The following is a 13,770-nucleotide window of genomic DNA, read 5'->3' as shown; positions in this document are numbered from 1 at the left end:
GAAATAAAAAGAGATTCCTAAACAGATAGAAGAGTCCTTATGAACTATGTCCAAAAAGTTCCTGTTGCTATTTGTGGTGTTGCATTAGGTTTTGCGGCACTTGGAAATCTATTTAAGACTTCTTTTGAAGGTCTTTATCTTGCCTGCGGCATACTCTCTATTGCTCTTTTAGCTCTCTATACCTTCAAATTTATGGTGTCTACAAAAGTTGTGTTACGAGAGCTCTCTGATCCGATCGGACTTTCAGTTGCCGCAACGTATCCGATGGCAGTTATGCTGATTTCGGTGTATATGAAGGCCGATATTGGTGATGCAGCACAATTATTTTGGTTTGCAGGAATTGCGTTACACATCCTGTGCATAGCTCTATTTACTTCTCGATATATTGCAAAATTTAATTGGGAGAATGTGCACGCCAGCTGGTTCATTGTGTATGTGGGCATTGTTGTTGCAAGTGTTACAGCACCAGCGTTTAACTTTGAAACAAGTGTTGGTACGGTTGCATTTTGGTTTGGATTTATCTGCCTTGTGGTGCTTTTTATAGTTGTGAGCATACGGTATGTTAAATATGGGCCGGTGCCTGATTCTGCTGAGTCGCTCGCTTGTATTTATGCGGCTCCAACAAGTCTTTGTGTTGCAGGATATATTCAATCTATTTCGTCAAAGTTTGTACCGTTTCTTTTGGTTATGCTGGCAATCGCTTCACTTATTTATGTAGTTTCTTTTGTGTGGTGCATCAGGTGTCTTACAAAACCATTCTTTCCCAGTCACGCCGCGTTTACTTTTCCCTTTGTAATTTGTGTCGTTGCGCGTACGCAGACGTCGGCATACCTGACGGAACTTGGCCAGCCTCTCCAATGGCTCGATGGAATAGCTACTGTTGAAACGGTGCTTGCAGCAGGGCTTTGCATTGTTGTGCTTGTACGGCTACTTGTATTTGTGCGCGATCAGACTTTGTCTAAAGCGAGATCTATGAGTAGCTTGAGGTAACGTTTTTCATTTTGTTTGTTTAGAGTTTCGTGACGGAGCGCGCAACGCGGATGCGGGCGCGGATGTCCGCCACCCAGGAGTAGCCGCCCTTCTCGGCGATCTCTTGCTTCTTGCCATCCGGTCAATTTCTGCGCCGAGGAGTTGAGCGCTCGTGTCGAAGACGAGCTCTTAATGGGAGGGCATGGCCGGACCCCGATTCTACCAAGGCAGATCTACTGTAGGTACAGATCATACAATGGAAAATGATGCGATGATGGAAGCGGCTTGGACTGTGCTTTCCTCTGCGCTTGTAGCTTTGTCTATTATGTATTATTGTGAGTAATACATACGATACAGACATCGTTGGAGGCTCACACCATGCTTCTGCAGCTGGACTTCTCAACCGCAACACCCATCTACCAGCAGATCCGCGATCAGATCGTGCGTGGCATCGCCGAAGGCGAGCTTGCGCCTGGCGAGCGCCTGCCGACCGTGCGGGCGCTCGCATCGGAGTGCGGCGTCAACGCCATGACGGTGAGCAAGGCCTATCAGCTTCTCAAGCAGGAGGGACACGTGCTCGGCGACCGGAGGGGTGGCACCTTCGTGTGCGAGCCCGATGGCAGCTCGGACCCCGATTCCGGCATCATGGACGCGCTGCGGATGCGCCTGGCTGAGCTGGTGGCCGGTGGGATGTCAGGCAAAGAGGTTCTCGCGCTCTGCGAGCACCTGCTGGATGAGATTGCGTATCGCTAGAAGTAAGGAAGTTTATGATGAGCACTGCGACTATCCTATGGCTCTCCTGCAGCTGGACTCCACTCCTCATATGGTGGACGCTCAGGAACAGCGCGCGCTTCAAGAAGAACATTGTCGTCGGCGTCACTTTCCCGCGCGAGGCGCGGGAAGACGTGCAGGTAAAGGCGTTTCTTACCAGCTACCGTCACCTGCAGCTCGCGTGCGCTATCGTGCTCGTGGCTGCGGCACTTGGCGGTGCGGCGACAGGAACGGTACGAGCGTGGGCCGGGTCGAGCATGTTCTGCTGGAGCGTCTGGATACTTGTGGTCTGTATCGTGCCCGAGGTAATCTACGCGCTCACCAACCGCAGGCTCGCGGCCCTGAAGGACGAGCGCGGCTGGCGGCCCAGAGGCGCCGCGGCCCAGCGCGTGACGGTGGCCGATATTGGGGCGGCCGCGCAGTCGTACCCGCGCGTCTCGAGCATATGGTTTGTCCTCATCTGCGCGGCGAGCCTGGTCCCCGTCCTGCTCGACCGTGACAACGTAGTAATCTACCTGCTGTTTGCCGCATGTGTGCTCATGATGTGGGCAATCTTCCGTTGGTGTTACCGCAATCGCAGCGAGGTGGTGGACGACAACACCGCCCTCACGCAGACGCTCACGCGCATACGCCGGCGCGCCTGGGCGAGGGTGTTCCTTGTCGCGGCTGCGTCTTTTGCATTCATGAGCTGGGCGCAGCTCCTCTTCCAGGGTTCAACCAATCTGTACTTTATCGGTATGATGCTTCCCTGCACGGTCCTTGGAATCGTGGCGTTTGCAACCGAGATGCGCGTGCGCAGCCTGCAGGAGCGTCTTACAAAGGCCAGCGGCGAGGGCTTCTACGTGGACGAGGACGATCACTGGATCTTTGGCATCTTCTACTATAACCCCGACGATGCTGAGCTCATAGTGAACGAGCGCGTGGGCATCAACACGTCGATCAACCTGGCACGGCCAGCGGGAAAGGCGATTGTAGTGGCCCTCGCTTGCTCGCTGCTCTGCCTGCCCGTGACGGGAGCGTTCATGGCGGAGGAATTTGGAACTCCTGTGACGCTTGAGTTGAGCGAGCAGACGATTCGGGCACACCACTTGCTCACAACCTATGAGATTGACATGGCCGACGTGGTGTCTGTGGAGCTTGTTGACCAACTTCCCCAGATGACGCGCACGTTTGGCGGCGCGAGTGAAACCTTCCTTGAAGGTAACTTCTCAAGTGACGCGTACGGATCGCTCAAGGTGTGCCTGGACCCCGAGGTCGGCCCCTGGCTCCTCGTGCGGACGAGGAGCGGCACAACCTACCTTCTGGGCGCGAGCGACACGGCGCAGACCGAGACCGTTTATGAGGAAGTCCCCTCGGCCTTAGTCGATGCATAGTGTGACCTCTCGCGCCTAAACTCGTCGGTGTACTTGTTGTTGCCCATGCCTTGCCTCGCTTTCTCGGTTGTCTGAGCATATACGATTCCTGGGTTTTGAATCTGGGATGCCCGTGTCCGAAAAAACGATACAGGTCACTCTGACCCTAATTACGCCCCGTGGTGAGACAACATCGCGGACCACCGGGAGGACGTGGACTAGGGGTGCAGGGTGTAAAAAACGCGACCGAGAGACTGTCCTAGTGTGCGAAAAACGCAATAAAACCACTATAAAATGATGTAAAAAACGCAACTGAAAGCGTATCATAGAGTGTGAAAAACGCATTTCACTTGTTAATTACTATGGGGAGATGAAATCATGCTCAAACGCAAGGCATACCAAAGGCTGGAGGATTGGAAACGATACAAGACGAAGCAGGCACTTCTCGTCAAAGGAGCCCGACAGGTAGGAAAGACGACCCTTGTCAGGCAGTTTGCCGCAGACAACTATGGGATCCTCGCCGAGGTGAACTTCTTCGACAACAAGACTGCCAAAGAGACGGTCATGAGGGCGATTGATGCTGATGACCTGCTTCTACGTCTTTCCGTGCTCAGCGGGAAAGAACTGGAGGCCGGAAAGACCCTCGTCTTCCTCGACGAGATCCAGGAGTGTGGTGCGGACCTGCTCACCTGGATCAAGATGCTCCTTGAACGGACCGACTATGACTACATCCTCTCGGGCTCCCTGCTTGGGCTTGAGGTATCCAATATTTCCTCCCTTCCCGTTGGTTTTTTGCAGGAAGTAACCTTGTATCCCCTTGATTTTGAGGAGTTTTGCTGGGCAAGTGGGATAGGCAAGACGGCATTGGAAGCTGTTTCTGCCTGTATAAAATCCCTTACCCCTGTGCCTGATTATCTGCATGATAAGCTTACGGATACCTTTTACCGGTATCTTTTGGTAGGCGGTATGCCTGACGTTGTGCAGGCCTTTGTGGACAACAACGACCTCTTGCGAGCCCGTAATCTGCAGAGGGGAATTGTGAACATGTACGAGATGGACATGGCCAAGTATGTATCGGATACGCTTGAGGCGCGCCAGGTACAAATGGTATACGAGTCCATACCTTCTCAGTTGAATTCCGAAAACAAGCGCTTCAAATATGCAAGGCTGGGGAAGAGTCTGAGGTTTGCCAACCTTGAGTTCGCGTTCGACTGGCTTGAGCACGTAGGGGTCGCTCTTCCGGCGTTCCGAGTCAATGAGCCGACGTTTCCCCTTGCCGCCCATGAGGACCGAAACATGCTGAAGCTTTACGCAAATGACGTCGGCCTGCTTACCGCCCAAATGATGGGGGATGTCGATATCGATATCCTCAATAGAAGGTCAAGCATAAACTTTGGGTCGATATTTGAGAATGTGGCAGCCCAGGAATTCAAGGCGTGTGGAAGGGAACTGCGCTACTATAATTCCTCCAAGATAGGCGAGGTTGATTTTGTGCTTCAGGGGCAACAAGGAGGCATCGACCTCTGTGAGATAAAGAGTGGTAAGAACTATCGACGCCACAGCGCGCTTGACAATCTCCTAACAACAAAAAACTACAGCTTCGAACATGTCTACGTATTTCATGACGGCAATGTGGATACTCCAGGAGCTTTCGAAGGTGTTACGTATCTCCCTATTTATATGATGGGTATGGCACTGGGCTGACGCAGGAACTGGCTGACCAAGAACCAATTTGTGGTCTCTATTTCACTTCAGCGATGGCATAAAGATGTGGCGCGCTTTCGAGAAGCCCTTCCAGTTGAGCTTTTGCCTCCTGGTTATTCGGGTTTTTGGCGAGAGTAACATTTGCTCGGATGGACGAGTCAAGCCACTCTGTATAGAGCTGCTCAAAGTTGTCAACGGGCGTGATGACATAGGATTTTGTCTGGGTACTTCCATCCGCAAATGTAACAGTTGCCACGAAGGCCGTCTTAGCGAGGGTCTCAGAGAAGCGCTTCTCAAGGGCGACTTGCAAACGGTTATGGTCCTTCTCGTATTGCCATAGTTCTTCGTCGGACGATGTGTCGGTGACCTGAAAAAGCCGATCGCTAAGGGCTTGGATTGTGCCGTCATCGACAAATGAAGCCCTTATGCTGCGGGTCAGGTTCTTCTCGTCATTCTGCTGAAAGTCCCCCACGGTGAAATCCAAGCCGCTTTCGCCTGCGGGACCGTCTTCTGCCTGGTCCTTTACGAGGGAATCGAAGTAGATATGAGTATCGGTATACGTGTTGTCGTTGGGCAGACTGGCGTAGTCTCCCTCAAGAGAATAGGTGAGACTTGCAACGTTTCTTGTTGAGCACGAGAGGTCGATATCATGGGTAACTGACCATACTGAATGGTCCCCGCCACTGAAAGACCCTAGTGCGCTGAGGGTTTCTGTCGGCAGGGGCACCACTGCCCCGCTCTCGTCCGGTGTTTCTTGGGCGAAAGCCTTGAGGGTGAAGAAATTCCCGCCTGAGGAACCCCCAAAGATCCCAAGCCCCACAAAGACTGCTCCCGCTGCTGCGGCTATGCCGCCGACATAGAAAAATCTGCGTCGGGTCATCGTCAGTTTGTGCTGTGGTGGGGAATCAGCCTGCATTGATAGCCCGTGCTGTGGTACGTGTCGAGAAGCATCTGTCTCGGCAGAGACCTTGGCATCGATTGCACGAGCTTCTCGCAATACCTTTTCTCTTACGGTGTAGGGGAGCTTGGCTTCCTTGGAAATCATTTTAAGCTCATCCATTGGGTTGGGGCTGTGGTGTGAACTGGTATGAGTCGGCTTATGCATAGCTATCCTCCTGTCTCAAGTTGGAAGTTTCTTCAAGTAGCGACCGTATCTGCCTGCGGGCGCGATACAGCCTTGTGCGGACGGTCGTCGGCGAGCACCCCAAGATGTGGGCGATCTCATGTGTCGGATAATCCTCGATATAGTGGAGAAGCACGACTTCCCTCAGTTTTTCGGGCAACTGCCCGATGGCCTGCCACAAGGCATTTGCCTCAAGCCTTCCGAGCACCTCGTCCATTACCTCGTTTGCGGGATATACCGCCCGGGCATCTGTCATCTGGGGTGACGGCCCATTTTGTGAGGTCTCTAGCGTGTCTGTTGCATCTATGGCCTCGACCCGGCTGTTCCAGGGTGCCCGATGCAGCTCGTGACATCTGTTGATGGTCACCCGCAGCAGCCACGCCTTGAGATGTTCTTCACTCGAGAAGACCGTGTTGCTGGTAAGTAGTCTGATGAATACATCCTGTGCGACGTCTTGTGCGTCTGCGACCGAGCGGGTCTGGTTGAGCGCCACGAGATAGACGGTCCCGCCCCATCTGTCCATCGCCTGTCGGATGAACTCCTCGCTGCTGCTGTCATTGCGAAGGTTGCTGTCGGCATGAAGACTGTCGATGGTGTGGCCGTCCTTTCTTGCCCTATTGCCTCCGCCTTGCTTTCGAGTCTCGATGATAATCGCCTCCCCTTACCTTTAATATGCGCGAAAAGAGGGAAACGTTCCATTACATGAACAAGATATTTCGCAAATTGACTAGTGTAGACTGGCGTATAGGGATGCCATCGGGATGCCATCGGAAAGCGTGGCATCAGAACTTCATGGCATGAGGTATGAGGCATTGAGATATAGGGGCGACAAGATATACGGTATTGGGTTTGGTCGTCCTTTCGAGGGGGAGACATGTATGGATAAGGAACCGTCTTGGGAGACTCCTCGCAGGGCTCACTTTACCCATGAAGAGGACGTGGCATTTCTCCGCAGGGCAAACATCGGTCGTGTGGTCTTTGCCATGACAGAGCGTGACCTTCTTGCCATGACGGGAAGCAGTGAGCAAAACCCCACTATGGATACGCCCGCTCGGAGCATCTTTGCCTCAAGTCAAAAGGACATTGAGGTCATAGGGCCATTTCCAGAACTGATTGAAGAAGCGACAGCCTTTCATACAGGCTATTGGGGTAAATAGGGCAGTAAGGTACAGTCGGAGCATTTTTATCACGATTGTCACAAGGAACTTTTATGACAGGGAGGGAAGGGACGTGCCAAAAAAGCTTGAAGAAATGAGCTTGGAAGAGTTATGGCACCTGTTTCCTATCTTCCTCGTGGAACACAAGGATGAGTGGGATGTCTGGTATCGCGACGAGAGACAAAATCTTGAGACGCTTCTGCTTGGCAAAAAGGTGAAAAGAATCTCGCATATCGGCAGCACCTCAATTCCTGGTATCTGGGCAAAAGATATCGTTGATATCTTAGTTGAGGTTGCAGATACGGCTACGTTAGATGCCGCACGGAAGGAGCTTATGGATAACGGCTGGCTTCTCATGAGCAATGATGCGATCGGGCTTCATTGAACAAAGGTTATACCGAAGAGGGATTTGCCGATAGGGTCTTCCACCTTCATCTGCGTCTTACCGGGGATAACGATGAGCTCTATTTCCGCGATTACCTGCGCGACCATCCTGAAGATGCCGAGAAGTACCAGCGTCTGAAACTCTCACTTTGGAAGAAGTTTGAGTACAACAGGGATGCCTACACGGATGCGAAGGGCGACTTCATCAAGCGCTGCACCAATCTTTCGCATCTTTCCTATGGCGACAGATATAATGTGATAAGGGGAGGGGACTCAAGACCGCCTTTGTCTTCCCGAGTGACAGCGTGTAAAGGTCCGTCCAGACAGTTTTTGGCATGAGGAGATGGCAAAGCTGATGAAGGGCGATAAAGGGTATTTCGATAAGGCCATGAGTTTGCTGGCGGTTTTTCTTGGGATACTGCCTGCGGTTGTTCTGCTTGTCTTGTGGAATTTGATTCCCCAATCGATACCCGCCCATTGGTTTGGGGATTCTGTTGACCGGTGGGGGCAGAAATGGGAGCTTCTCATCCTTCCGGTGATCTGTCTGGCAATTGGCCTCTTACTGACCTTTTTCTCGGTAAGGCGAAATGCAGAGGACTCAAACGATAAAGAAAGAAAATATGGGATTGCCTCTTTGATGGTTACCTTGTTTACGTTTTCCGCTCTTTCTCTTGTGCATATCTATCTGTCTCTACAGTCGGAAGGATCTGTGGCGTCCAAGTTCGATGGCGCAACATTGTTCTACGTGATAGACGGTCTGGTCTGCATCCTCTTGGGAATCGTTTTCCCTGCAACTCCTATGAGCATGTCTTCTAGGGCACCGAGACGATTCAGCGGTAAATACGCCAAAGGCCTCCTTATCTCAGCGGGGGTGGTGATCCTTCTGTTCTGCGGGACCGGTCTTCTGAGAGGATATGCTGCCTTGCTGCTGATGTTTGCAATGATTATTGTACCTGCGGTGCTCATCTCAGTCTCTTCTTACCGCAATCAGAAAGTGTGACGAGGGGTGTGTCTAAGGGGCCGAAGAGCAGTCCGAAGACAGGTTCGAAGAAGGGGTTCAAAGAGAAGTCCGAAGACGGGCAGCAATACCGGCTAGTTGTACGACCTATCCGACTGGAGGGCTTCAAGAAGTAAGTCGTACTTGGTGTCCAACTCCTTTTCTCGGCAGGTAAACAGATAGATCTGGACGTTTTGCCTGTACTTCATATCCGCGTAGAGATCAGGGTTTCCCTGTTTTGAGAGCGCTCCTTCAATACCGTCTCCGATGTTTACGGTTTTTCCGATGTAGATACCAAGATAGTCGGTCAGGTCCTTGTCAAAGTCGAATTTTGCGTATGTCGCGACGACGAAGCAGCCGGGAGATGGGTAAGTGTCAGAGTCAGACACCTCCTGCTTCTTGTCGGCTTCTCGGCGCTTCAAGGAGTCTATGGCGCTGACTTGGGAATCTGCATGCAACAAGAGGCTTTGCTGAACCTCCTTAATAGCCCTATGGATCATTCCCTCGTCAAAAGTGTCTTTGGGGGAGTTGGGAAAGAGCTTTTTTATTGGTGTAGAAGCCGTATCAGAAGCATCTGACGAGACTGGGGAAGTTCCATCCGCCGCTTGTTCTGAGCCATTCTTAGAAAGTGCTGAAAAAGCCACTTTGAGAGAGTTTTTTCAGGAGCTTTTCTATCTCTGGGTTAAGGACGACTTCCAGCGTTTTTGAGGCAGCAATTATTTCCGCCGCAACACCGACAAGTTGAATGGCCAGTTTATTACCCTTGAGAAATTTACTTATTGTCTTTAGCTTAACCATGCGCCTCCAATATAAAAACGTAGAGTAAAGGGTATCTGTGTCACTGCCGTCTGTAAAGCACTTCTATATAGGGGCATTCAACGAGCAGATATGCACCCATTGTACTTCTCGCGAGAATATACAAAGAATAGAGCCGGAGGTATCCTGGCGGTTGTATTGACAGTGCCGTTCAAGGTCAAGTTCAGATTTGTGCCCTTCTCGCCAAAGGTTTTCCGAAATCCGCTAAAATACCGCGACCATTAGGTATTTTCACGGCGAGAAGTGCCTCGAAAAGGGCCAAATCTACCTAATGGTCGGCATTTCCTAGCGGCGGATACCTAATGGTCGTGATTCTTTAGCAGTCTTGGGTAGCCGCCACCTTCTAGCAACCTTTGAGAGCAAATAGTGACTTCCGCCACGAGTATCCGACGAAACATTGATGGCCAAATGGAACAATTATGGCCGAATAGAGCATCTAAGGCTCAGGATTTGTTTTAGCATGGAGTGAAGTTAGTTGTATCTAACATCAGGGCTATAGAGCTATAGGGACTATAGACCCTGCTATAGATTCTGCTACAGGTTCATGTCGTAAAGAACACGTGAGTTGACGTGTTCGGAAAGGATAGCTCCATGTCTCACACTCCTAACGGTAACGTGGACACTGCGGCCGCCCAGAGCACTGCAGCCACCCAGAGCACCACGCGCCCCCAAAGTACCCCGTCTGCCCAGAGCACCACAGCCACCCAAGGCAGCGCCGGATACGACGCCAAGCAAAACGTCGATCGAAACACCGGAAAGATGCTCAAGGGCCGCGACCTCATCACCACGGGCATCTTCTTCGCCCTGTACTTCATCCTCACGATGATTCCGATGTTCATTTCGGGTATCTCACCATTCATCTGGGTGCTCTTCCCCGGCCTCGCGGCGATTCTCGGCAGCATTCCGTTTATGCTGCTTTGCGCCCGCGTACAGAAGCCGGGAGCCATTCTCATCATGGGTACGGTCATGGCGATCTTCTGTGCCATGATGGGCTATTTCATCCTGGCGTTCGGCCTGTTCTTCGGTGGCGCACTTGTTGCAGAAGCCATCCGTTGGGCCACCGGATACAGGAGTTGGTGGGGCAATGCCGTGGCCTTCATGTTTTTCTCGCTTGGATGGATGTCATCGCCTCTGCCGATGTGGCTCTTCCACGACCAGTTCATGGTCAAGATCAGCGGCATGGGTATGCAGGCAGAATATGTCGCGGCATGCGAGGCGGTGGCCGCTCCGCCCTTCATGGTGCTGTGCATTGGTTTCACCCTTGTTGGCGCAGTCATCGGGGTATTCCTCACCAGGGCCCTTTTCAAGAAGCATTTTCTCAAAGCAGGTCTTGCATGATGAAGCGGAGGGGAGAAGGGCTTCTTGCTCTCGATCCTCGGACCCAGATGGGGCTTGTCATCACGACGACGCTCGTCGCGTTTGTTCCCAAGCCATTTTGGCTTGAGGTCGCTACTGTGGTTTGGCTGGCACTGTTGCAGGCGCTCTGTGGGCATCCTTGGATGGCCGTCGGCTATCTTGCGGGTTTTGCTGCCGTAATCTGGCTGCTCGACTATGCGTTTGCCTTTGAGGCCGCGGCATTTCTCGGCATGTTCGCCTTCTGTTTCACTCTCTGGAGAAGGACGTTTGCGGCGGTCATGGCGGCTTCGCTGCTTGCGAGGGAGAATTCCGTCCATCGTATAGTTGCGGCGATGAGAAGGCTTTCCGTTCCCGAAGCCGTGTTGGTTCCCTTTGCGACGGGGCTTCGCTATCTTCCCACGTTTCGACAGGAGGCAAGCCATATCCGTGACGCCATGCGTCTCAGGGATGTTCCTCTGTCTGAGAAGGCAGAGGCATTTGTGGTGCCGCTCATGATGTCGGCGACGACTACGGCGGACGAGCTCTCTCGTGCGGCAGTCTGCCGCGGCATTGAGAATCCCGCCCCACGTGCCGATACCGAGCGATTGCATATGGGGATTGCGGATTGGGCTGTGCTTACCGTAGGGCTTGCGGTCTGTCTATACACACTTTTCGGAGGCGCACGATGAACATCATTGAGATGGACCGTGTGACTTGCATGGCTCAAGGCGAGCCGCAAGCCACGCCTCAGGATATGCCGCAAACCACGGCGCAAGGTACTGTACGATGCATCCCGCAAGGCGAGAAGATCTTGGATGATGTCTCCCTTGACGTCCGCCAGGGAGAATGCGTGCTTCTGTGCGGGCCTTCGGGTATGGGCAAGACGACACTGATAAAATGCATCAACGGGCTCATTCCGTCCTTTGAGTTGGGGATAGGGCTCGTTGGGGCGGTGAGGGTCTGTGGCCTTGTGCCCGGAACCTGTGAGACGTATGAACTCGCAAAACGTGTGGGGTCGGTATTTCAAAACCCCAAATCGCAGTTCTATCACTTGACTTCGGACGACGAGCTTGTCTTCGGTCTTGAGAATGCCGGCGTCGATGTGGGGCGCATTGAGAGGCGTCGTTCAGAGGTGGTCTCGGAGATGGGCATTCAAAGGCTCCTTCACAGGGATGTCTCAAAGATGAGTGGGGGAGAGAAACAGGCATTGGCCTTTGCATCGGTTGCCGTGGCGGACCCAGATGTCTATGTACTCGACGAGCCGACCGCCAACCTCGATGCTGCCGCCATCAACGTGCTCCGGCGTCAGATTGCCGGCGTGGTCGCATTGGGGAAGACCGTCATCGTCGCCGAGCATCGCCTGGCGTTCTTGCACGGCATCATCGACAGGGCCGTGCTTCTTGAGGATGGCCGCATAAAGCGGAGTATGTCTTCTAGAGAGCTCATGGGGCTCTCGGAGAAAGAGCGCGCCTCGCTTGGTCTCAGGATTGTCGATCCGGCCTCCCTCCCAGCCTTTTCCGTTGAGCGGCCGGTCAGTTTTTCCGCCGCGCCTAAAAAGCGCGGGGTGTCCCTCCGCAACTTCACGGTCCTCCGTCATGGCGAGCCTGTATTCAGCCCCCTTAACCTCGATATCTGTCCTGGTGAGATTGTAGGTCTTGTCGGTGCTAACGGTTCTGGCAAGTCAACGCTCCTGCGGGGCTTGGCGGGCCTTGAGCGCAGGACGGGCGGGGGGTTCTTTTTAGATGCCGCCGAAGTGCCCCGCCGTCAAAGGCGCAAGGTCTGTTCGATGGTCATGCAAGACGTCAACCACCAGCTCTTTAGCGACAGCGTGTGGGGAGATTGCGAGCTGTCGTGTCCCGATGCGGGGAAGATCGGGGAGGTTTTGGGGGCCCTCGACCTTCTCGCCCTCTCCGACAGACATCCCATGTCGCTTTCGGGAGGGCAGAGGCAGCGGCTTGCCATGGCAGATGCCATACTTGCCGGTCGACCCGTCGTCTTGCTCGACGAGCCGACAAGCGGCCTGGATCTTAGGCACATGATCGAGGCAGGTGTGCTGATCAAAGGAATCGCCGCCCAAGGAGCCTGCGTCATCGTGACCACGCATGATGTCGAGTTCTTGGTGCGGACCTGCGATCGCGTATACAGCCTCGAGCAAGAATCGAATTCGTAAAGCGAGGCATCATGTCGGACGATATGAAGCGGTTTTTACGCGGTGTTGAGCACGATGCCGACATCTCCGTCTCAACTGAGGACGGCTGGCAGGTTGTCGATGTCAGAAATGAGACTGGAGAGGGCAGGATGCTGTTCACAAGCGTTCTCCCTGGGGTCTACTTTACGTACAACGATTTCGATATGGCGGGGTGCACCACGGACTTTGCAGCTCCGGAAGGCCGTTATCTGGGCATCAATCATTGCTCTGCGGGACGCATTGAGCAGAGGATGCCGGGCGGCGTATTCTCATATATCTCGACGGGCGACCTTAAGATCTCCGACTTCGCGAACCATGCCGGCATCTATGTCTTCCCGACCGAGCACTACCGTGGAGTTACTTTCAACTTTGATATAGAGATCTGTGAGGATTCTCTTCCGCGCTTGCTTGACGGGTTCCCGGGGAGTCCCCGTATGCTTCGCGAGAAGTTCTGTCGGAAGCATCCTCCTTACGTGCTGCACGATTTCCAGCCTGCCGAGAGGCTCCTCGCAAGCCTCTATGGGACCAAACCTGCGTTTCTCAGGCCTTATGCCCAGATTAAGGCCCTCGAGCTGCTCCTGCTCCTTGCAGATGTCGACTATAGCGAGGGTTCCCAGCACATCGACTATTTTGAGAGCGTCCGGGTCGAGAAGGTCAAGAGGGCGCGCGACATCATGATCGCCGACCTTTCGGTTGCGCATACCGTACGTGAACTAGCGCAGGAAGTGGGGCTCTCCCTGACCGGGTTCAAGGATTGCTTCAAGGGGGTCTATGGTATGCCGCCGTATGGCTATCTTAAGTCATGCCGGATGGAGAGGGCTTCCGAACTGCTCCTTTCGGGAGACCTCCCCATTGCAGACATTGCCGGCATAGTCGGGTATGACAGTCCGTCCAAGTTTGCGTCGGCATTCAAGGAGTCCATGGGGCTGACACCAACAGCCTATAGGCTCCATGAGGGAAAGAGAGGGTGAGGT

At 53.3% G+C, this 13,770-nt stretch carries 16 protein-coding genes; 12 read left to right on the top strand and 4 right to left on the bottom strand.

Annotated features, from left to right (window positions below; genetic code table 11):
* Positions 1-39 precede the first annotated feature (39 nt).
* The 4 genes from ACO5GU_RS01845 to ACO5GU_RS01830 all read left to right on the top strand — a co-directional run bounded on the left by ACO5GU_RS01845 (position 40) and on the right by ACO5GU_RS01830 (position 4,796).
* Positions 40-990 (top strand): TDT family transporter, encoded by a 951-nt coding sequence (locus tag ACO5GU_RS01845; RefSeq protein WP_484929804.1) that lies wholly within the window; start codon positions 40-42, stop codon positions 988-990.
* A gap of 357 nt (positions 991-1,347) precedes the next feature.
* Positions 1,348-1,722, top strand: coding sequence for a GntR family transcriptional regulator (locus tag ACO5GU_RS01840; protein ID WP_313995546.1), 375 nt, complete (start codon positions 1,348-1,350; stop codon positions 1,720-1,722).
* A 14-nt stretch (positions 1,723-1,736) separates the two neighbouring features.
* Entirely contained in the window at positions 1,737-3,113 is a 1,377-nt protein-coding gene (locus ACO5GU_RS01835; protein WP_484929802.1) for a hypothetical protein, read from the top strand.
* A 357-nt stretch (positions 3,114-3,470) separates the two neighbouring features.
* The gene (locus ACO5GU_RS01830) at positions 3,471-4,796 is read left to right on the top strand and encodes an ATP-binding protein (RefSeq protein WP_484929800.1); all 1,326 of its coding nucleotides are present in this window, start codon (positions 3,471-3,473) and stop codon (positions 4,794-4,796) included.
* Between the two features lie 37 nt (positions 4,797-4,833).
* On the opposite strand, the gene ACO5GU_RS01825 is transcribed toward ACO5GU_RS01830, so the two are convergent.
* Positions 4,834-5,901, bottom strand: a complete 1,068-nt coding sequence (locus ACO5GU_RS01825; protein ID WP_484854637.1) for a hypothetical protein — start codon at positions 5,899-5,901, stop codon at positions 4,834-4,836.
* Positions 5,894-6,442, bottom strand: a complete 549-nt coding sequence (locus ACO5GU_RS01820; RefSeq protein WP_051479374.1) for an RNA polymerase sigma factor — start codon at positions 6,440-6,442, stop codon at positions 5,894-5,896. Before ACO5GU_RS01820 ends, ACO5GU_RS01825 begins: the two co-directional genes overlap by 8 nt.
* Positions 6,443-6,797: 355 nt before the next feature.
* On the opposite strand from ACO5GU_RS01820, the gene ACO5GU_RS01815 reads away from it, so the two are divergent.
* The 4 genes from ACO5GU_RS01815 to ACO5GU_RS01800 all read left to right on the top strand — a co-directional run bounded on the left by ACO5GU_RS01815 (position 6,798) and on the right by ACO5GU_RS01800 (position 8,460).
* On the top strand, positions 6,798-7,076 hold the full coding sequence (locus tag ACO5GU_RS01815) for a hypothetical protein (RefSeq protein WP_484893350.1): 279 nt from the start codon (positions 6,798-6,800) through the stop codon (positions 7,074-7,076).
* A gap of 73 nt (positions 7,077-7,149) precedes the next feature.
* Positions 7,150-7,461, top strand: coding sequence for a GrpB family protein (locus ACO5GU_RS01810; protein ID WP_484893352.1), 312 nt, complete (start codon positions 7,150-7,152; stop codon positions 7,459-7,461).
* Positions 7,458-7,799 (top strand): GrpB family protein, encoded by a 342-nt coding sequence (locus ACO5GU_RS01805; protein WP_484929798.1) that lies wholly within the window; start codon positions 7,458-7,460, stop codon positions 7,797-7,799. Before ACO5GU_RS01810 ends, ACO5GU_RS01805 begins: the two co-directional genes overlap by 4 nt.
* Before the next feature lie 4 nt (positions 7,800-7,803).
* Positions 7,804-8,460 carry a DUF1648 domain-containing protein gene (locus ACO5GU_RS01800; RefSeq protein ID WP_484929796.1) on the top strand — a complete coding sequence of 219 codons (657 nt, stop codon included), beginning with the start codon at positions 7,804-7,806 and terminating at the stop codon, positions 8,458-8,460.
* A 92-nt stretch (positions 8,461-8,552) separates the two neighbouring features.
* Here the strand turns inward: ACO5GU_RS01800 and ACO5GU_RS01795 are convergent, their stop codons facing one another.
* Together ACO5GU_RS01795 and ACO5GU_RS01790 are read right to left on the bottom strand one after the other, a co-directional pair.
* On the bottom strand, positions 8,553-9,101 hold the full coding sequence (locus ACO5GU_RS01795) for a hypothetical protein (protein WP_484893358.1): 549 nt from the start codon (positions 9,099-9,101) through the stop codon (positions 8,553-8,555).
* Complete coding sequence (locus ACO5GU_RS01790) at positions 9,079-9,255, bottom strand: hypothetical protein (protein ID WP_484929794.1); 177 nt, start codon at positions 9,253-9,255, stop codon at positions 9,079-9,081. Before ACO5GU_RS01790 ends, ACO5GU_RS01795 begins: the two co-directional genes overlap by 23 nt.
* Before the next feature lie 609 nt (positions 9,256-9,864).
* Here ACO5GU_RS01790 and ACO5GU_RS01785 point away from each other — a divergent pair.
* From ACO5GU_RS01785 to ACO5GU_RS01770, 4 genes are all read left to right on the top strand, one after another.
* Entirely contained in the window at positions 9,865-10,611 is a 747-nt protein-coding gene (locus ACO5GU_RS01785; RefSeq protein WP_484929792.1) for an MptD family putative ECF transporter S component, read from the top strand.
* On the top strand, positions 10,608-11,297 hold the full coding sequence (locus ACO5GU_RS01780) for an energy-coupling factor transporter transmembrane component T (protein WP_484929790.1): 690 nt from the start codon (positions 10,608-10,610) through the stop codon (positions 11,295-11,297). Before ACO5GU_RS01785 ends, ACO5GU_RS01780 begins: the two co-directional genes overlap by 4 nt.
* A 122-nt stretch (positions 11,298-11,419) precedes the next feature.
* Positions 11,420-12,778 (top strand): ABC transporter ATP-binding protein, encoded by a 1,359-nt coding sequence (locus tag ACO5GU_RS01775; RefSeq protein ID WP_484929788.1) that lies wholly within the window; start codon positions 11,420-11,422, stop codon positions 12,776-12,778.
* 11 nt (positions 12,779-12,789) lie between these two features.
* On the top strand, positions 12,790-13,767 hold the full coding sequence (locus ACO5GU_RS01770) for a helix-turn-helix domain-containing protein (RefSeq protein ID WP_278775270.1): 978 nt from the start codon (positions 12,790-12,792) through the stop codon (positions 13,765-13,767).
* Positions 13,768-13,770 lie beyond the last annotated feature (3 nt).

The organism is Lancefieldella sp. (assembly GCF_057237245.1).
The sequence above is the reverse complement of the archived record's forward strand: the minus strand, read 5'-3'. Positions and strand labels throughout refer to the sequence as shown.